The organism is Streptosporangium longisporum (assembly GCF_039534895.1).
Lineage (GTDB): Bacteria > Actinomycetota > Actinomycetes > Streptosporangiales > Streptosporangiaceae > Streptosporangium > Streptosporangium longisporum.
In genome coordinates, this window is record NZ_BAAAWD010000010.1 from 108,513 (window position 1) to 126,240 (window position 17,728).

The 17,728-nt window shown below is 71.9% G+C and carries 17 protein-coding genes; 12 read left to right on the plus strand and 5 right to left on the minus strand.

What is annotated here, in order from left to right; genetic code table 11:
- The first annotated feature begins 76 nt into the window (after positions 1 to 76).
- The 4 genes from efeU (at position 77) to ABD832_RS19350 (ending at position 4,983) form a co-directional block, all read left to right on the plus strand.
- Positions 77 to 925, plus strand: coding sequence for an iron uptake transporter permease EfeU (efeU, locus tag ABD832_RS19335; protein WP_344897084.1), 849 nt, complete (start codon positions 77 to 79; stop codon positions 923 to 925).
- Positions 926 to 948: 23 nt separating this feature from the next.
- Positions 949 to 2,103 (plus strand): iron uptake system protein EfeO, encoded by a 1,155-nt coding sequence (efeO, locus tag ABD832_RS19340; protein ID WP_344897087.1) that lies wholly within the window; start codon positions 949 to 951, stop codon positions 2,101 to 2,103.
- A gap of 107 nt (positions 2,104 to 2,210) precedes the next feature.
- The gene (gene efeB, locus ABD832_RS19345) at positions 2,211 to 3,386 is read left to right on the plus strand and encodes an iron uptake transporter deferrochelatase/peroxidase subunit (protein WP_344897090.1); all 1,176 of its coding nucleotides are present in this window, start codon (positions 2,211 to 2,213) and stop codon (positions 3,384 to 3,386) included.
- 202 nt (positions 3,387 to 3,588) lie between these two features.
- The gene (locus tag ABD832_RS19350; protein ID WP_344897092.1) at positions 3,589 to 4,983 is read left to right on the plus strand and encodes a family 16 glycosylhydrolase; all 1,395 of its coding nucleotides are present in this window, start codon (positions 3,589 to 3,591) and stop codon (positions 4,981 to 4,983) included.
- A gap of 177 nt (positions 4,984 to 5,160) precedes the next feature.
- On the opposite strand, the gene ABD832_RS19355 is transcribed toward ABD832_RS19350, so the two are convergent.
- A complete protein-coding gene (locus ABD832_RS19355) occupies positions 5,161 to 7,500 on the minus strand; it encodes an ATP-binding cassette domain-containing protein (protein WP_344897095.1) in 2,340 nt (779 codons plus the stop codon).
- A 63-nt stretch (positions 7,501 to 7,563) separates the two neighbouring features.
- Here ABD832_RS19355 and ABD832_RS19360 point away from each other — a divergent pair, with 63 nt between their 5' ends.
- From ABD832_RS19360 to ABD832_RS19375, 4 genes are all read left to right on the plus strand, one after another.
- Complete coding sequence (locus tag ABD832_RS19360) at positions 7,564 to 8,376, plus strand: TetR/AcrR family transcriptional regulator (protein WP_344897098.1); 813 nt, start codon at positions 7,564 to 7,566, stop codon at positions 8,374 to 8,376.
- A gap of 192 nt (positions 8,377 to 8,568) precedes the next feature.
- Positions 8,569 to 9,054 (plus strand): GbsR/MarR family transcriptional regulator, encoded by a 486-nt coding sequence (locus ABD832_RS19365; protein ID WP_344897101.1) that lies wholly within the window; start codon positions 8,569 to 8,571, stop codon positions 9,052 to 9,054.
- 1 nt (position 9,055) lies between these two features.
- Positions 9,056 to 10,204, plus strand: a complete 1,149-nt coding sequence (locus ABD832_RS19370; RefSeq protein WP_344897104.1) for an FAD-dependent monooxygenase — start codon at positions 9,056 to 9,058, stop codon at positions 10,202 to 10,204.
- Between the two features lie 308 nt (positions 10,205 to 10,512).
- A complete protein-coding gene (locus ABD832_RS19375) occupies positions 10,513 to 11,751 on the plus strand; it encodes a cation:proton antiporter (RefSeq protein WP_344897107.1) in 1,239 nt (412 codons plus the stop codon).
- Between the two features lie 124 nt (positions 11,752 to 11,875).
- On the opposite strand, the gene ABD832_RS19380 is transcribed toward ABD832_RS19375, so the two are convergent.
- On the minus strand, positions 11,876 to 13,159 hold the full coding sequence (locus ABD832_RS19380; protein ID WP_344897110.1) for a glycosyltransferase: 1,284 nt from the start codon (positions 13,157 to 13,159) through the stop codon (positions 11,876 to 11,878).
- Entirely contained in the window at positions 13,156 to 13,785 is a 630-nt protein-coding gene (locus tag ABD832_RS19385) for a TetR/AcrR family transcriptional regulator (protein ID WP_344897113.1), read from the minus strand. Before ABD832_RS19385 ends, ABD832_RS19380 begins: the two co-directional genes overlap by 4 nt.
- A gap of 109 nt (positions 13,786 to 13,894) precedes the next feature.
- Here ABD832_RS19385 and ABD832_RS19390 point away from each other — a divergent pair, with 109 nt between their 5' ends.
- Positions 13,895 to 14,374, plus strand: coding sequence for an alpha/beta fold hydrolase (locus ABD832_RS19390; RefSeq protein ID WP_344897116.1), 480 nt, complete (start codon positions 13,895 to 13,897; stop codon positions 14,372 to 14,374).
- The gene (locus ABD832_RS19395) at positions 14,359 to 14,751 is read left to right on the plus strand and encodes an alpha/beta fold hydrolase (protein WP_344897119.1); all 393 of its coding nucleotides are present in this window, start codon (positions 14,359 to 14,361) and stop codon (positions 14,749 to 14,751) included. Before ABD832_RS19390 ends, ABD832_RS19395 begins: the two co-directional genes overlap by 16 nt.
- 52 nt (positions 14,752 to 14,803) lie before the next feature.
- On the opposite strand, the gene ABD832_RS19400 is transcribed toward ABD832_RS19395, so the two are convergent.
- Positions 14,804 to 16,096: an ArsB/NhaD family transporter gene (locus ABD832_RS19400; protein ID WP_344897122.1), complete on the minus strand. Its 1,293-nt coding sequence runs from the start codon at positions 16,094 to 16,096 to the stop codon at positions 14,804 to 14,806.
- Complete coding sequence (locus tag ABD832_RS19405; RefSeq protein ID WP_344897126.1) at positions 16,093 to 16,536, minus strand: CBS domain-containing protein; 444 nt, start codon at positions 16,534 to 16,536, stop codon at positions 16,093 to 16,095. The genes ABD832_RS19400 and ABD832_RS19405 overlap by 4 nt, the downstream gene beginning before the upstream one ends.
- Before the next feature lie 244 nt (positions 16,537 to 16,780).
- Here ABD832_RS19405 and ABD832_RS19410 point away from each other — a divergent pair, with 244 nt between their 5' ends.
- Complete coding sequence (locus tag ABD832_RS19410) at positions 16,781 to 16,972, plus strand: DUF6203 family protein (protein ID WP_344897129.1); 192 nt, start codon at positions 16,781 to 16,783, stop codon at positions 16,970 to 16,972.
- Positions 16,973 to 17,112: 140 nt separating this feature from the next.
- Entirely contained in the window at positions 17,113 to 17,724 is a 612-nt protein-coding gene (locus tag ABD832_RS19415; RefSeq protein ID WP_344897132.1) for a dihydrofolate reductase family protein, read from the plus strand.
- Positions 17,725 to 17,728 lie beyond the last annotated feature (4 nt).

Here is a 17,728-nt window from a genome sequence, read left to right on the forward strand (position 1 = left end):
GAGAGTCGTCCCGTCACCCTGACTAAGGTTGTCCTAACCTAACGTGGTCGTGATTTTCGGTTCTCATGGAGTGACGGTGTTCGCCAGCTATCTCATCGGACTGCGTGAGGGCCTGGAGGCCACCCTCGTCGTCTCCGTGCTCGTCGCCCTCCTGGTCAAGAGCGACCGGCGGGACCGGCTGCCCCTGGTGTGGGCCGGCGTCGGCGCGGCCCTGGTGCTGTCGGTCGCGTTCGGCGCGCTGCTGACCTTCACCGTCGCCCACCTGGAGTACCGGCAGCAGGAGCTGTTCGAGGCGATCACCTCGCTGCTGGCCACCGCGTTCGTCACCTGGATGATCTTCTGGATGCGCCGCGCCGCCCGTACCTTCTCCGGCGAGCTGCGCGCCAGGCTCAGCCAGGCCCTGGAGGTCGGCGCGACCGCGGTGGTGGTCGTGTCCTTCCTGGCGGTGGCGCGCGAGGGCCTGGAGACCGCGCTGCTGTTCTTCGCCTCGGCGCAGGGCGCCTCCACCACCGCCGTCCCGCTGATCGGGATCAGCCTGGGCCTGCTCACCGCGGTCGCGCTGGGCTGGGCGATCTACCACAGCGCGATGCGCATCGACCTGACCGTCTTCTTCACCTGGACCGGGCTGCTGCTGATCCTGGTCGCCGCGGGCATCTTCAAGTACGGCGTGCACGACCTGCAGGAGGCGGGCGTCCTGCCGGGACTGTCCGTCCAGGCCTTCGACATCAGCGGCGTACTGCCCGCCGACTCCTGGTACGGGACGCTGCTGGCCGGGATGTTCAACATCACCCCGCAGCCGAGCGTGCTGGAGACGGTGGCCTGGGCCGCGTACGCGCTGCCCACGCTCGTGCTCTTCCTGTGGCCGCGGCGCAGCCCGGCCCCCGTGTCCCCGACCTCAGCGACCGACCCGCAACACGCGGGCTGACCCTATTCCCGAACGGAACGACCATGCGCACCTCTGTCTCCATCGTCACCGGCGTGCTCGCGCTCGCCGGTCTCACCGCCTGCGCCTCCGATCCCGCCCCCGCCCCGGGCGCCGGGACGTCGGCCGCCTCTGCGGCCCCGGCCGCGGGCGGTCCCGTCGCGGTGGCCGCCAGCGACACCGAGTGCAAGGTCGCCGCCACCGAGGTCCCGGCCGGGACCTCGACGTTCGCCGTCACCAACGGCGGCACCAAGGTGACCGAGTTCTACGTCTACGCGGCCGGTGACCGGGTCATGGGCGAGGTGGAGAACATCGTGCCCGGCCTGACCCGCGAGGTGATCATCGAGCTGCCCCCCGGCACGTACCAGACCGCCTGCAAGCCCGGCATGATCGGCAAGGGCGTCCGCGGGCCGCTCAAGGTCACCGGTGAGCACAAGCCGCTCAGCGACGACGCGCAGCTCGCGGCGGCCACCGCCGGCTACAAGCGCTACATCAAGTCGCAGAGCGACACCCTGCTGACCAAGGCGCAGGAGTTCGTGGACGCGGTCAAGGCGAAGGACGTCAAGACGGCGAAGGCGCTCTTCCCGGTCTCGCGGACCTACTGGGAGCGGATCGAGCCGGTCGCGGAGATCTTCGGCGACCTCGACCCGGCCATCGACGCCCGGGAGAACGACGTGGCCGAGGGCGAGGAGTGGACCGGTTTCCACCGCATCGAGAAGGACCTCTGGGTCAGCGGGGACATCAGCAAGGACGGGCCCGTCGCCGACAAGCTGATGGCCGACATCACGACCATCGTGGAGAAGGCCAACGCCGCCGAGCTCTCACCGGTGCTGCTGGCCAACGGCGCCAAGGGGCTGCTCGACGAGGTCGCCTCCGGAAAGATCACCGGCGAGGAGGACCGCTACTCCCACACCGACCTGTGGGACTTCGACGCCAACCTGCAGGGGTCCAAGGCGGCGGTGCAGGCGCTCCGCCCGGTCCTGGAGCAGCGCGCCCCCGAGCTGGTCACGACGCTGGACGAGAGGTTCGCCGCGGCCGAGGCGGCGCTCGGCGCGCACCGCAAGGGCGACGGCTGGAAGCTGCACACCGAGCTGTCCAAGGACGACCTCAAGAAGCTCTCGGACGCGATCAACGCGCTCTCCGAGCCGATCAGCAGGATCGCCGCGGTGGTGGCGAAGTGACCCGCGGGAGGCAGGGGCGATGAGCGGGCGGATCAGCCGCAGGAAACTGCTGGGCATGGGCGCCGCGGGGGCGGCGGCCGCCGGTGCCGGCGCGATCGTGGTGCGCGGTGCCGCCGACGGGCCCGAACCGGCACCCGCCTCGCCCCCCCGCCTCCGCCGCCGATCCGATCCCCTTCTACGGCGAGCACCAGGCGGGCATCGTCACCCCGGCGCAGGACAGGTTGCACTTCGTCTCGTTCGACGTGGTCACCGAGAACAGGGCCGAGCTGGACGACCTGCTCCAGGAGTGGACCGCGGCCGCGGCCCGGATGACGCGGGGGCAGGAGGCCGGGGTGTTCGGGGCGGTCGGCGGGGACCGCGAGGCACCGCCGGACGACACCGGCGAGGCACTCGGGCTGCCGGCCTCCGGACTGACGCTGACGGTCGGCTTCGGCGGCTCGCTGTTCGACGACCGGTTCGGGCTGGCGTCGCGCAGGCCGGCCGCGCTGGCCGACCTGCCGCACCTGCCCGGCGACGCGCTGGTGAAGGACATCTCCGGCGGTGACCTGTGCGTGCAGGCGTGCGCGCACGACCCGCAGGTCGCGGTGCACGCCATCCGCAACCTGGCGCGCATCGGCTTCGGCCGGGTCTCGGTCCGCTGGACCCAGCTCGGCTTCGGCCGTACGTCCTCGACCTCGCGCTCGCAGGCGACGGCGCGCAACCTGATGGGCTTCAAGGACGGCACCGCCAACCTCAAGCTGGAGGACGTGGCTCTGCTGAGGGACCACCTGTGGGTGGCGCCCGGCGACGGCCCCGGCTGGATGGCCGGCGGCAGCTACCTGGTCACCCGCAAGATCCGGATGCTGATCGAGACGTGGGACCGGGCACCGCTGTCCGAGCAGGAGCAGATCTTCGGCCGCGACAAGGGCGAGGGCGCCCCGCTGGGCCGCAAGGCCGAGTTCGACACGATCGACTTCGCCGCCAAGGGCCCCGACGGGCAGGCCCTGATCAAGGACGACGCGCACGTACGGCTGGCGCACCCGTCGAACAACGGCGGCGCGCGGCTGCTGCGCCGCGGCTACAACTACGTGGACGGCTCCGACGGGCTCGGCCGGCTGGACGCCGGGCTGTTCTTCATGGCCTACCAGCGCGACCCGCACCGGCAGTTCGTCACCGTGCAGCGCTCCCTGGCCGAGACCGACTCCCTCAACGAGTACATCAGGCACGTCTCCAGCGCCCTGTTCGCCTGCCCGCCGGGCGTGCGCGACGCGGGCGACTACTGGGGGCGGGCCCTGTTCGCCTGACCGGAGCCGGAGCCCCCCGCCGGACCGGCGCATACCCCGTTTTCGCCATATGGAACCGTCCAAAATTCGGAAAAGCGTTGGGACCGGATTTTCGCTGTTATGTTCGTCCCGTTCACATGATCAACGGCCGCTTGCAGCAGCGGCCCGACGATGTTCAAGGGGGCGGAAGATGACTCATCCGCGTTCGACGGGGTCAAGCTTCTTGAGGAAACGCGCGGTCGCGGCGCTTCTGGCCGCGACCGGTGTCATAACGCTCTGCGGCAGTGGCACGGCCACCGCCGCGGCGGCGAGCGTCACGATCAAACCGGCCGCCGACACCACCTACTCGCAGGTGGCCCAGGACGGCGACGGCAGTGCCAGGACGACCCTGGCGACCTGCCCGCAGTCCTGCGACGGGAACGCCTCGGGGCAGCGGGACGCGGTCGTCGGGTTCAACGTCACCGGCCTGCCCGCGGGCGCCACCGGTGTGACGGCCCGCCTGGAGCTGTACTCCTGGAATCCCTTCACGGGTACCACGACCACCGCGCACGAGGCCGACGGCGGAGCCTCCGGCACCGGGACCTGGGCGAGCCGGCCGGCGCTCGGCGCCGCGCTGGACTCCAACACGGCGGTCACCAAGGGCTACAACGCCTGGGACGTCTCCTCGGCCGTCACCGGCAACGGCGCGGTCACCTTCGCCGTCCGCCAGACGACCCGCACCACCCGTACGTACTGGGCGTCCGCCGACAACTCCAACGCGGCGATCCGGCCGCGCCTGGTGATCTCCTACACCACCGGCGGGACGCCCGGCCCCACGCCGACGGTGACCCCGACGGTCAGGCCGACGCCCACCCCGACGGCGAGCCCCACCGTGACCCCGACGACCCCGGCCGGCTGGCGGCTGGTGTGGGCCGACGAGTTCAACGGCACCGCGATCGACACCGCCAAGTGGAACACCAGGGACAGCTCCCTGGACTTCGACCGCGCCTGCATCACCAGCAGGCCGGCGAACCAGTTCGTGAGCGGCGGCGTGCTGACCATGCGGGCGCTCAAGGAGGACCGTACCTGCGCCGGTACGACCCGCCACTACTCGACCGGCTACCTCGACACCATGAGGGGCAAGGCGTCGTTCACCTACGGCCGGTTCGAGATCCGCGCCAAGTCCCCGAACGGGCCGAACAACTCCAAGGGCCTGTGGCCCGCGTTCTGGATGCGTCCCGACGACGGGGGCAACGGCGAGATCGACGTCACCGAGCTCCCCGGCGGCCCGCAGTACTACCGGGCCTCGACGACGGCGATCTTCCGTGACTACACGCCCACCAAGAACGACTTCCGGTACACCTTCCCGAGCGGATACCCGGGCGACGGCTTCCACACCTACACCACCGAGTGGGAGCCGGGCGTGATCCGCTGGTACGTCGACGGCAAGGAGATCTGGCGCCGCGAGGGCAACACACCCACCTGGCTCAAGGACACCCTCGGCGGCGACCTGAACTACAAGCGCAAGTTCAACCTGCGGCTGAACTTCCAGGTCGGCGGATGGCTGGGCGACCCGGACGCCACCACCGTCTTCCCGGCCGACTTCAAGGTCGACTACGTACGGGTCTGGCAGCGCTAGCCACCGGACACCCTCGCACGACGGCGGGCCCGCTCCGGTCGTCGCGGCCACGTGCCACGACGACCGGGACGGGCCCGTTCCCGTTCCCGCCCGGCGGCCATGTGCCGCACGGGGCGAGCCCGTCGTGCGCCCGCCCGTCCCGGCAGGGCTGTCGGGACGGGACCCGGCCCCGGGTGGTCAGCCGGTGTTCTTCCCCAGGTAGACGCGCAGGTGCCGGGCGGTGAGCGAGTCCCCCCGCGCGACGAGCTCGGCGGGCGTGCCGGTGAAGACCACCCGGCCGCCGTCCTGACCGGCCCCCGGGCCCATGTCGACGATCCAGTCCGCGTGCGCCATCACGGCCTGGTGGTGCTCGATGACGACGACCGTGTTGCCGTCGTCGACGAGCCGGTCGAGCAGCGCCAGCAGCTGGTCCACGTCCGCCAGGTGCAGGCCGGTGGTGGGTTCGTCCAGCACGTACGTCGCGGCCTTCTCCGCCATCCGGATGGCCAGCTTGAGCCGCTGCCGCTCGCCCCCGGACAGCGTGGTCAGTGGCTGGCCCAGACCGAGGTAGCCGAGGCCCACGTCGGAGAGCCGGTCCAGGACGGCCCGCGCCGCGCCGGAGCCCGCGCCCGACCCGAAGAAGTCGCGCGCCTCGGTCACCGACATCGCCAGCACCTCGCTGATGTCCTTGCCGCGCAGTTTGTGGGTCAGCACCTCGGGGGTGAACCTCCTGCCCTCGCACTCCTCGCACACCGACGCCACCCCGGCCATCATCGCCAGGTCGGTGTAGACCAGGCCGATGCCCTTGCAGTTGGGGCAGGCCCCCTCGGAGTTGGCGCTGAACAGGGCCGCCCGTACCCCGTTGGCCTTGGCGAAGGCGGTGCGGATCGGGTCCAGCAGCCCGGTGTAGGTGGCCGGGTTGCTGCGCCGGGAGCCGCGGATCGGGCTCTGGTCGACCACGGCCACGTCCTCGGAGCGGGGGAGCGAGCCGTGGATCAGCGAGCTCTTGCCGGAGCCCGCGACACCGGTGACCACGGTCAGCACGCCGAGCGGGATGTCGACGTCCACCTCCTTGAGGTTGTGCAGGGAGGCGCCCCTGACCGGCAGCAGGCCGGAGGGCCGGCGCACCCGCTCGCGCAGCCGGGCCCGGTGGTCCAGGTGACGGCCGGTGAGGGAGCCCGAGCGCCGCAGGCCGGCCACGTCCCCGGTGTAGCAGATCCGTCCCCCCGACGTGCCCGCGTCCGGGCCCAGGTCGACCACGTGGTCGGCGATCTCGATCGTCTCGGGCTTGTGCTCGACGACCAGGACCGTGTTGCCCTTGTCGCGCAGGCGCAGCAGCAGCCCGTTCATCCGCTCGATGTCGTGCGGGTGCAGTCCCACGGTGGGCTCGTCGAAGACGTAGGTGACGTCGGTCAGGCTGGAGCCGAGGTGGCGGACCATCTTCACCCGCTGGGCCTCGCCGCCGGACAGGGTGGCGGACTCGCGGTCCAGGCTCAGGTAGCCCAGCCCGATCTCCACCAGCGAGTCCAGCGTGTTGCGCAGGGTGGTGACCAGCGGCCCCACCGACGCGTGCCCGATGCCCGCGACGAAGGCGGCCAGGTCGCTGATCTGCATGGCCGAGCACTCGGCGATGTTGCGGCCGTCGATCCTGGAGGCCAGTGCCGCGGGGTTGAGCCGGGTGCCGCCGCACGCGCGGCAGCCGGTGAAGGTCACGACCCGGTCCACGAACGCCCGGACGTGCGGCTGCAGCGACTCGCGGTCCTTGCCGAGGTAGGTCCGCCGGAGCTTGACCAGCAGCCCCTCGTAGGTGGTGTTCGTGGTCCCGATCTTGATCTTGGTGGCGGGCCTGTTCAGCAGGTCGTCCCACTGGGCCGGGGTGTAGTCCCTGAGCTTGACGTCGGGGTCGAAGAAGCCGGACAGGGCGGTGTTCTGCCAGTACCAGGAGCCCACGGTGAAGTTGGGCGCGGTGATCGCCCCCTCGTTGAGCGAGAGGTCGCCGTCGACGAAGGCGCCGACGTCGATGTCCGACACCCGGCCGAGCCCCTCGCAGTCCGGGCACATGCCCTCGGCGCTGTTGAAGCTGAACGCGCTCGAGGTGCCGACGTGCGGGACGCCGATCCGGCTGAAGACGATCCGCAGCATGGTCTGCGCGTCGGTCGCCGTGCCGACCGTGGACCGGGAGTTGGCGCCCATCCGCTCCTGGTCGACGATGATCGCCGCGCTCAGGTTGCGCAGCGAGTCGACGTCGGGCCGCCCCAGGTTCGGCATGAACGACTGGATGAAGGCGGTGTAGGTCTCGTTGATCAGGCGCTGCGACTCCGCGGCGATCGTGCCGAAGACCAGCGAGGACTTCCCGGACCCGGAGACGCCGGTGAAGACGGTCAGGCGGCGCTTGGGGATGTCCAGGGAGACGTCGGCCAGATTGTTCTCCCTGGCCCCGCGGACCTCGATCACGTCGTGACCGTCCGCGGCGCGGGCCCGCCACCGGGCACGACCGCCGGGAGCCGGCCGGTCGGACGGGAATGCGAACCTTCTCATTGATATCCTTAGGGTGTAAGGAGATGGCCCGGACAAGTTAGTTTATGTCGTAAGGAGTTGCAAGTGACGGTCTTCGCCGGACAGGGTGACGCGCGCCGCTCCATGGCCCTGCTCTGGCGCACCGCCGACCCCCCGCAGGTGCGTCCCGGGCCCAGGCCCGCGCTGAGCGTGGACCTGATCGTGACGGCGGGCATCTCCGTCGCCGACGCCGAGGGGATGGCCGCCCTGTCCATGCGCGCGGTGGGCGAACGGCTCGGGCGCACCGCCATGGCCCTCTACACCTACGTCCCCAGCAAGAGCGAGCTGGTCGACCTGATGTACGACCACGCGCTGGCCGAGCTGCCCACCGATTACGACCTCGCGGCGGGCTGGCGGGCGGCCGTGACCGCCTGGGCCGAGGACGTCTGGGAGTTCTACCTGCGGCACCCGTGGATGCTGCAGGTCTCCCCGGCGCGCCCGGTGCTCGGTCCCAACGAGTACGTCATGCTGGAGACGGTGCTGCGCGCGCTCCGCGGGACCGGGCTGCCGGCCGGCGTGCTGCGCCGCGTCGTCGGCGCGCTGACGCACTTCGTGCGCGGGGCGGCGCAGACGATCGCGGAGACCCGGCGGGCCCCGGCCGAGACCGGGATGTCCGACGAGGAGTGGTGGTACGCCCGCTCGGCCCTGCTCCAGGAGGTCGCCCCCGACTTCGCCGACCGCTTCCCCGTCATGACCTGGATGGACGGCGAGGGAGCCTACCGCTCCGAGGACGAGACCGTCCCCTACCTGGAGCAGGAGGCCAGGGAGACCTTCGCGGCCGGGCTCGCCGTGTTCCTGGACGGGATCGAGACCGCCATGAGCCGGAACGGCGCCGGCCGGACCTCGGGACGTCCTTGACGGAGCCCCCGGCACCTCCGGCGTCCATGCCCCCGGTGAGGCCGCCGGGTCCACCGGCAGGTGTGCGTGCGACGGACGGGAACGGGGGTCCGGCGGGAAGGGGGCGGTGAACCCGGCATCCTCGCGGTCTTGCCTGTTCCTTTGTTTCACAATATTGTGAAGTAACTTTCTTATTGTGAAGGAGCTGGCTTCGTGGGAGACGCGGTGGACATGGCGCGTGAGGCGGATCACCAGGAGGTGCTGGGCTGGGTCGAGCGGGTGGCGATGTTCCTGTCCGCCGACGGTCTGCCGCCGGTCGCGGGGCGCGTACTGGGCTGGCTGATGATCTGTGATCCGCCCGAGCAGTCGGCCGGGCAGATCGGCCGGGCGATCGGGGCCAGCCCCGCGGCCCTGACCACGAACATGCGGGTGTTGCAGGCCATGGGGTTCGTCAGCCGGCGCACCCGGCCCGGTGAGCGCACCGCCTACTACCGGGTGGAGGAGGGGGCCTGGGAGAGGGTCGTGCGGCGGCAGATCGCGACCCTGACCGCGTTTCGCGAGGTCGCCGGTGACGGCATGGACCTGATCGGCCCGGACGGCGCGCGGGCCGCGCGGATCCGCGAGGCGCATCACATCTTCGACTGGATGGCGAAGGTGTTCGACGACGCGCCGCCCCCCACCCCCGTCACGGAGACCTGACGTGACCGGGAACGCCGTGGTGGTCGGCGGTGGTATCGGCGGCCTGGCCGCCGCCATCGGGCTGAGGCGGATCGGCTGGACGGCGACCGTCCTGGAGCGCAGCTGCGAACTCGGGGAGATCGGCGCCGGCATGTCCCAGTCGCCCAACGCCCTGCGCGCACTGGCCGAGCTGGGTGTCGCCGATGCGGCGCGGGCCGCCGGGGTGCCGTTTCCGGGCATCTTCAACCTGCGCGTCCCCTCCGGCGGTCACATCGCCCGCGCGCTGCCCGGCACCACCGGCCCGCTGCTCGGTTTCCACCGCGCCGACCTGCACCGGGTGCTCCTGGACGCGGTGCCCGCCGGGTGGGTGCGTACCGGCGCGCAGGTGAGCGCCGTCCGCCAGGACGGCGACGAGGTCGTCGTCGGCTGGGGTGCCGAGGAGCTGAGGGCCGATCTGGCGGTGGCGGCCGACGGGGTGCACAGCACGGTCCGGCGTCTGCTGTGGCCCGAGGCCCGCGACCCGCGATTTTGGGGCAACACCGTCTGGCGGGGCATCGCCCACGCCGACGGCGTCGACGCCGCCATGACCCTGGGACGCGGCCGGTACTTCCTGGCCATGCCGGTCGGGCGCGGCCGGGTGTACTGGGCACTGGGGGCTCGCGCCGACCGGCCCGGCGTGCGCTACGACGACGAGCTCGCCGAGGTGCGCCGCCGCGTCCAGGGCTGGCACGACCCGATCCCTCGCCTGCTGGAGGCGACCGCGCCCGAGGCGGTCTTGCATCACGACATCACCGACCTGGATCCCTTGAGCGGCTACGTGCGCGGAAGGGTGGTGCTGCTGGGCGACGCCGCCCACGCGATGCACCCCGACATGGCCCAGGGTGCCGCCCAGTCGCTGGAGGACGCCGTCGTGCTCGCCGCCGCTCTCGCCGAGAGCGGCGACGACATCCCTGCGGCGCTGGCCCGCTACGACGAACGACGACGTCCCCGCACCCAGACCATCGTCCGGCAAGCACGCGCCAAGGGCCTGGGGTCGACCTCGGGCAACGCCGTCGGCTACCACCTGCGGACGACCGCCCTGCGCCTGGTCCCCTCCTCACGCTGGCCCGCCCTGGCCGCCAAGGCCCTCGCCCCGGTATGGGACTGGACGCCACCGCCGCTGCCCCGCTGAAGGAGCGCGCCCGCACTGGACCGATGAGCAGGACCGGCCCGCAGGCCCTCACACCGGTGGCGCCGAGGCCGGGCCGGGAGCGGGGTCACCCGTCGAGCAGTCCTTCGGAGGCGAATGGACCGACCGGGCGGCGCACGCCATCGCACACACCCTTCCTGCGTCCGGTGGGACGAGCCAGGAGGACGTGCGACGTTCACCGTCAGGCGGTGTACCGGTGCCCGGACGGGGTTGTTAGGGTGTGCGGCGGTGCGCCGGGAAGTCTGGTCGGCAGTTCTTCACGCACGTCCCGCTACCGCACCGGAGCCCCGATGAACCTGCTGCTGGCCTACTCCGCGCTGTTGCTGCTCGCGGTCCTGGTCTCCAACCTGGCCAACCGGACGATCCTGTCGACCGCGGCACTGTTCCTGCTGGCCGGGTTCGTCCTGGGCGACGGGGTCAGCGGGCTCATCCCGCTGACCCCGGGCGATCCGGTGGTGGCCACGCTGGCCGAGCTGGCGCTGTTCGCGGTGCTGTTCACCGACGGCATGCGGGTGGGCTGGACCGACCTGCGCCATGCCTGGCGGCTGCCCGGCCGTGCCCTGGGCTGGGGCCTGCCGCTCACCCTGATCATCACCGCCCTGACGGCGCACTACCTCGTCGGGCTGGGCTGGATCGAGTCACTGCTCATCGGGGCGATCCTGGCCCCCACCGACCCGGTGTTCGCCGCCGCGCTGGTCGGCAACGAGCGGGTGCCCCCTCGGCTGCGCCAGCTGCTGAACGTGGAATCCGGCGTCAACGACGGCCTTGCGCTGCCGTTCGTCATGGTGTTCCTCGCCATCGCGGCCGGTTCGGCCGATCTGCACCTGGGCGAGCTGGCCCTGGAGCTGGGCCTGGGCGTGCTGATCGGCGTCGCGGTGCCGTGGGCGGCCATCATGCTGGAGCGCACCCGCTGGTTCTCGGCCTCCCACCACTACGAGCCGCTCAACGCGGTGGCCATCGGCCTGCTGGTGCTGGCCCTGGGCAAGGCCACCCACGGCAACCTGTTCCTCGCCGCCTTCTCCGCCGGTATCACGGTGGCGACCTTCGGAGAGCGCCAGCGCGAATCCTTCGAGCAGTTCGGCGAGCTCGTCGCCGAGTTGCTCAAACTGGCCGCGCTGCTGGTCTTCGGCGTGCTCATCTCCCCGGCCCTGCTGGCCTCGGTGGGCTGGCAGGGATGGCTGTTCGCGATCCTGGCCCTGGTGCTGGCCCGCCCCCTGGCCATCTGGCTGTCCTTCCTGCGCTCCGGGCTCGGCACCCGGGAGGTGGCGGCCGTGATGTGGTTCGGCCCCAAGGGCTTCGCCTCGGTCGTCTACGCCCTCATCGTGCTCAACTCCGCCATCACCGCGGCCGAGCAGGTGTTCACCCTGGTCGCCGTGACCATCGTGCTGTCGATCCTGCTGCACTCCTCCACCGACGTCGTGGTGGCCCGCTGGTTCGACGACGAGCGCGAGACCCCCGCCTGGCACCACACCGTCCGCCGGGTCCGGGCCAAGCTGCGAGGCGGCAGGGAAACCGGGGACCCGGCATAGTCCCGCCCGGAGCCGTCCTCACCGGGTCGGTGCCGCGGGTGCCGCCGACCTCGACCACCGACTCCTGCGGTGTTGAGCCGTACCGTGCCCCGCCGAGGCGTACGCTGCAGTGGGGCAGAGGCGATCAGATGAGTGATTCCAAGACGGTGATCGCGTTCTTTGTGCCGTCTTCACCGCGGACGGCGTCGGCGAGCCGGTCGGCGCGCCGGGCCATGGCGTGCTCGCCGGTGGCCTGGCGGATCGCGGCGGCGAGCTTCTCGGCGGTGAGGTGGCGTTGCGGCAGGGGCGCGGGGGCCACCCCCGCGGCGTGTGCGCGGGCGGCCCAGAACGGCTGGTCGGCGACGAAGGGGCAGATGACCTGCGGCCGTCCCGAGGCCAGTGCCGCGCCGGTGGTGCCGCTGCCGCCGTGGTGAACGATCGCGGCCATGTGGGGAAGCAGCCAGTCGTGCGGGGCCTGGTCCAGCACGAACACCTCCTCGGGCAGGCCGGGCGGGTCGTCGACGGCGATGCCGCCCCAGCCCGACACCAGCACCGCGCGCATGCCGGTCAGGCGAACCGCGTCCAGGACGACGCGGCCGATGCGGTGGGGGTCGGTGCCGGCCATGCTGCCGAACCCGATGTAGAGCGGCGCCGGACCAGCAGCCAGGAACGCGGCCAACTCCTGCGGCGGGCTCCAGGTGGGGGCGGCGGGCAGGAACCAGAACCCGGTGGTGTGGACCTGAGGCGGGTAGTCGGCGCCGGAGGGGAGCAGGTGACGGCTGAAGCCGTGCAGCACGGTGGCAGGGCCCCCATCAGGGCGGCGCAGGAAGTCGTGGCGGCCGCGCCGGCGAGGCAGGTCGAGCGTCGTGTCGGCCACCGCGCCGAAGGAGCGCAGCATCGCCCGGAACGGCAGGTAGGAGGCGCGATTCAGCGCCCGCGGCAGTGGTAGCGGGATCATCGGGTTGGCGAAGGAGGCGGTGGGCACCCACACCGGCTGCAGCAGCGCCGCCACGGAGGGCACGCCCAGGGCCTCGGCGATGCGATGGCCCGGGATGCTGGGGCCGTGCACGACCAGGTCGGCGCCGCCGCCGATGCCATCGCCGGTGTCGTTGGTGGCGATGGTGACCATGTCGGTGAACACTCGTGCCATGAGCGCTCTGCCGGCTCGCATGACCTGCAAGGCGATCTTCTTGCCGGCCAGGCCGCGGTAGTTGGTCTCGATCGCCGTGCGGATCCTGGGGTCGTCGAGGAGGGTGTTGGGGCCGTCGTGCACCGGCGCGAAGGGCAGGGCGTAGGGCTCGGCGAGGGCGGCCGAAGCGGCCGGGGCGGCCAGCAGCGCGTGGTGACCGGCTTGGCGCAGGGCCAGGGCCAGGGCGGCATACGGCTGGACGTCACCGCGGGTGCCGTGGGCGAGGATGAGGACCTTCATCGCGTTCCTCGTTTCGTGGCGGCGCCGTCCCAGGCGCTGAGCATGCGCTCGTCGCTGAACACGCCGTGGGTGAGCATGTCCACGGCGGTGCGCGAGTAGCGCAAGGTCGCGTCGGTGTGGTGCAGGTCGGCCACGTCCAGCACCCGTGACAGGTGCTCGCCGAAGGCCAACGGCGCCAGCAACCAGGTCACGTACAGGGCGGCGCGGGCCCGCGCGTCGGCGGCGGGGCGCACCCATCCTTCGTCGCTGCCCTGCTGCAGCCAGGCGGCGGTGGTCTCGACGATCTCGTCGAACAGTGCGGCCGCCTGCTCGGTGCCGTCCAGGAAGGCGCGGGCCAGATAGCGTCGCACCGGCTCGGCCGCCTCCAGCATGGCGGCCAGGCCGGAGGTGTCGGCCAGGTCGACCGGGTCGTCGGGATCCCCGCGTACCAGGGAGATCACGTAGTGATCGCATGCCGCGCGCAGGCCCTCCTTGGAGCCGAAGTGGTGTACCACGAGGGCGGGTGAGACGCCCGCCTTGGCGGCGATGGCTCGGATGCTCACCCGATTGACGCCCTCGGAGCCGAACAACTCCAGGGCCGCGTTCCCGATCCGGGCCCGCGCGGTGAGATCACTGTCTGAACGCATGTTCAGTATACTAAACAAGCGTTCAGCCATGAGGGAAGGGGCAAGACGTCCCGAACCCGTCGGTGAACCGGTTACGCGCCTGTTCGTGAGCATGCGAGCATGACGATCCATGACGATCGCGGAGCGAGAGACGACCACCGCCCGCCTGGCGGAGGGCGTGGTGGAGTACCGGCTGGAGGGCGACGGCCCTCGGACGGTCGTGATCTTCCACGGTGGTCACATGCGGGCCGGGCTGGCGCTGGGGGAGGAGGTCTTCACCGCCTCGGGCCACCGGGTGCTCGCCCTCTCCCGTCCCGGATACGGGCGGACCCCCCTGACCACCGCCACCACGCCCGCCGCCTTCGCCGACCTCACCGCCCGGCTCTGTCACGAACCGGGCGTCGAGCGCGTCGCCGCGGCGGTGGGCGTCTCGGCGGGCGGACGCACCGCGCTCACCATGGCGGCGCGTCATCCGCACCTGGTGGAGCGGGTGATCCTGCAGAGCGCGGTCGCCTTCGTGCCCTGGCCCGACCGGCGCACCCGCCTGGCAGGCCGCCTGGTGTTCAACGCCCGCGCCGAAGCCATCACCTGGCGGTGGTACGGCTGCTGATGCGCGCGGCGCCACGGGCGGGACTGCGGTTGTTGCTGCGTGACCTGTCCACCCGGCCGCCCGGCCGGGTCATGGCCGGCCTGAGCGAGCACGACCGGGCCGAACTCATCGCGCTGTTCACGCTCATGCGCTCAGGGGAGGGCTTCGTCAACGACATGCTGCCCGTGCCCGACTGCGCCGGGCAGGTCACCCAGCCGGTCCTGGTCATCGCCAGCCGCACCGACGGCTCGGTGCCCTTCGCCCACGCCGAGTCCCTCGCCGCGGCCGTCCCGCGGGCCGAGCCGGCCGAGAGCCGGGCCGACGGTCACATGATCTGGTTCGCCCCCGACTATCCCGCGATCGCAGGAAGGATCAAGGAGTTCCTCGGCGCCGGGTGAGCGCTCACCCGGCCCTCCGTCCCCGGCACGCGTCGCCCCGGGGACGGAGGGCTCACATCAGGTAGCGCAGCCACAGGTAGGGCGTCACCAGCGCCACCGTGACGAAGGCGACGACGAGGCCGTACCTGGTGAACTCCCAGAAACTGATCGGGGTGCGGTTGCGGGCGGCGATGCCGATGATGACGACGTTGGCGGCGGCGCCGACGGCGGTGGCGTTGCCGCCCAGGTCGGCGCCGAAGGCCAGCGCCCACCACAGCACCTGCGCCTGGTCGCCTCCGCCGTTGGCCTGCACCAGGTCGGCGACGATCGGGCTCATCGTCGCCACGTACGGGATGTTGTCCACGATCGCCGAGATGCCGCCCGAGGCCCACAGCAGGCCGATCGCGGTCAGCCCCAGCCGGCCCTCGGTCGCGCCGACCGCGGCCTGGGAGATCTGGCCGATGACACCGGTCTCGACCAGGCCGCCGACCATGACGAACAGTCCCATGAAGAACACCAGGGTGGGCCACTCGACCTCGGCGATGGCCTGCTCGGTGGTGACCTTGGTGGCCGCCACCAGGATCCCGGCGCCGAGGATCGCCACCACCGAGGGCTCGTAGTGCAGCACCGGGTGCAGCACGAAGGCGGCCATCACCACGGCGAGCACGACCAGGCTCTGCCACAGCAGGGTGCGGTCGGCGATGGCCTCGCGCTCGTCCAGGGCCATGATGCCGGCGGCGCGTTCGGGGTCGTAGACGAACGCCTTGCGGAACAGGATCCGGCACAGGCCGACGAACACCACGACCAGGACGACGACCATCGGTGCCATGTGCACGAGGAAGTCGTTGAAACTCAGCCCGCCCCGGCTGGCGATGATGATGTTGGGCGGGTCGCCGACCAGGGTGGCGGCCCCGCCGATGTTGGAGGCCATCGCCTCGGCGAGCAGGAACGGCACCACCGGCAGCGCCAGGCGCTCGCACACCAGGAACGTCACCGGCGCGATCAGCAGCACCGTGGTGACGTTGTCCAGCAGCGCCGAGGCGAGCGCGGTGATGAGCACCAGCAGCACCATCAGCCGGAACGGGCGTCCCCTGGCCCGCTTGGCCGCCCAGATGGCCAGGTACTCGAAGACCCCGGTCTGCTTCAGCACCCCGACGATGACCATCATGCCCAGCAGCAGGAAGATGACGTTCCAGTCGATGCCGCTCTCGGGGGAGAAGAACGCCGCCTGCGCGTCGCTGGCGTGAACGGCCAGCATGATCCCGGCTCCGCCGAGAGCGGAGGCGACCCGGTGGATCCGCTCGGTCGCGATCAGCGCATAAGCGCCGAGGAAGACCGCCACCGACAGCCAGGCCAGAGCCGTCACGACGCCAGCACCCCGTCCATGAGCGCCTGCAGCGTCACCGCGCCGAGCAGGCGGCCCTGGTCCACCACGGCCACCAGCGGGCTGTGGGTACGGGCCATCAGCGCGGCGATCTCCAGCACGGTGGCGTCCGGGTCGGTGACCGGTAACTCGCGCGGCGTGGGCGGCAGCGCCTGGCGCACGGTCCGGTCGGCCACGTCGCGCAGGAAGGCGTCGGCGTGGGCCTCGTCCACCACCCGGGCCAGCGCGGGATCGTCCTGGCAGTAGCCGGGCACCGCCAGGGCCAGCACCTGGGTGCCCGCCAGGATGCTGAGCGGCAGCCCATCGGGGTCCACCACGATCAGGCCCGGCAGGTCCTGGTCGGCCAGCAGCCGGGCGGCGTCCAGGACGGAGGTGTCGAGGGTGACGGTGGGGAAGTCGGCGAGCAGGTCGCGAGCACGCATGAGGGCCCTTCCGGGGTCGACGGCACAACTGCCGACCAGACTTCCCGGCTCACCTTCGACGGACCCTATCAACGATCGCCGGTCCGGCGGAGGGCGGGCCCGCGCCCGCGCTCGGAGTCACCGGCCCGCCGGGCGCCGTGGCAGGGTCCTCGGAGCCGGATCGGGCCGGATCGGGCCGGGAGTTCACCGCATCGTTCTGCGTGCCGCCCGTCTAATCGGCTCTCCCCAGGGCAGGAACCGTCCCATGAGAAAGTTCTTCAAGGTCGTGGTGGCACGCTGGCTGGCCCGTACGCCGTTGGGCCTGGCCGTCCTGGGAGTGGGCTGGCTGCTGGGCCGGCGCAAGCAGCGCGCCCAGGTCGAGCAGGGGCGCGGGGGCAGGCGCGCCTACGGTTCGCAGAAGACCAGGCCCCTGCCCCGCTCGGGCCGGCGCCGCTGAGAGGACCGGGCCGAGAGGACCGGGCGCCCGGTCCTCTCGGCCCCGATCTCGTCGCCCCGATGTCGATCCGCGCACCGGCCGTTCGTGTAGGGGGTGAGACGCCGGCACCGGGCCGGCGGAACCCCTGAGGCGGAGAGACGATGAGCATCGTCGTAACGGTCAACAACATGTCGCTCGACGGCGTGATGCAGGCACCCGGCCGGGCCGACGAGGACCCGCGCGACGGGTTCGAGCACGGCGGGTGGGCCCGGCCCTACAGCGACGAGGTCGCGGGCCGGGTGATGGGCGAGGGGATGAGCCGGACGCGGGCACTGGTGCTCGGCCGCAGGACCTACGAGGACTTCTACGGCTTCTGGCCCGGGCAGCGGGACAACCCCTTCACCGAGGTGCTCGCCGCCACGCCCAAGTACGTCGCGTCCAGGACGCTGCGGGAACCGCTGCCCTGGGCCAACTCCGTCCTCATGGCCGGCGACGCCGCGGACGAGGTGGCCCGCCTCAGGAAGGAGCCCGGCGGTGACCTGGTGGTGCTCGGCAGCGGGGACCTGCTCCGGTCGCTGATGCGGCGCGGGCTCGTCGACCGGTACGTCCTGCTGATCCACCCGCTGGTGCTGGGAGCCGGACGACGCCTGTTCGCCGAGGACGGCGCCTTCGACGCCCTGCGGCTCGCCGACTCCGTGACCACGACCACCGGTGTGGTGATCGCGACCTACGAACCGGCCGGGTCCGCGCCGGGCGCGTCCGGCCCGGCCTGACGCC

Bases quoted from the DNA above. Each gene is read 5' to 3' on its own strand.
- ABD832_RS19355 (WP_344897095.1), bottom strand. From the start codon at position 7,500: ATGAGAAGGTTCGCATTCCCGTCCGACCGGCCGGCTCCCGGCGGTCGT.
- ABD832_RS19415 (WP_344897132.1), top strand. From the start codon at position 17,113: ATGAGCATCGTCGTAACGGTCAACAACATGTCGCTCGACGGCGTGATG.
- ABD832_RS19380 (WP_344897110.1), bottom strand. From the start codon at position 13,159: ATGAAGGTCCTCATCCTCGCCCACGGCACCCGCGGTGACGTCCAGCCG.
- efeO (WP_344897087.1), top strand. From the start codon at position 949: ATGCGCACCTCTGTCTCCATCGTCACCGGCGTGCTCGCGCTCGCCGGT.
- ABD832_RS19410 (WP_344897129.1), top strand. From the start codon at position 16,781: ATGAGAAAGTTCTTCAAGGTCGTGGTGGCACGCTGGCTGGCCCGTACG.
- ABD832_RS19405 (WP_344897126.1), bottom strand. From the start codon at position 16,536: ATGCGTGCTCGCGACCTGCTCGCCGACTTCCCCACCGTCACCCTCGAC.
- ABD832_RS19375 (WP_344897107.1), top strand. From the start codon at position 10,513: ATGAACCTGCTGCTGGCCTACTCCGCGCTGTTGCTGCTCGCGGTCCTG.
- ABD832_RS19390 (WP_344897116.1), top strand. From the start codon at position 13,895: ATGACGATCGCGGAGCGAGAGACGACCACCGCCCGCCTGGCGGAGGGC.
- ABD832_RS19385 (WP_344897113.1), bottom strand. From the start codon at position 13,785: ATGCGTTCAGACAGTGATCTCACCGCGCGGGCCCGGATCGGGAACGCG.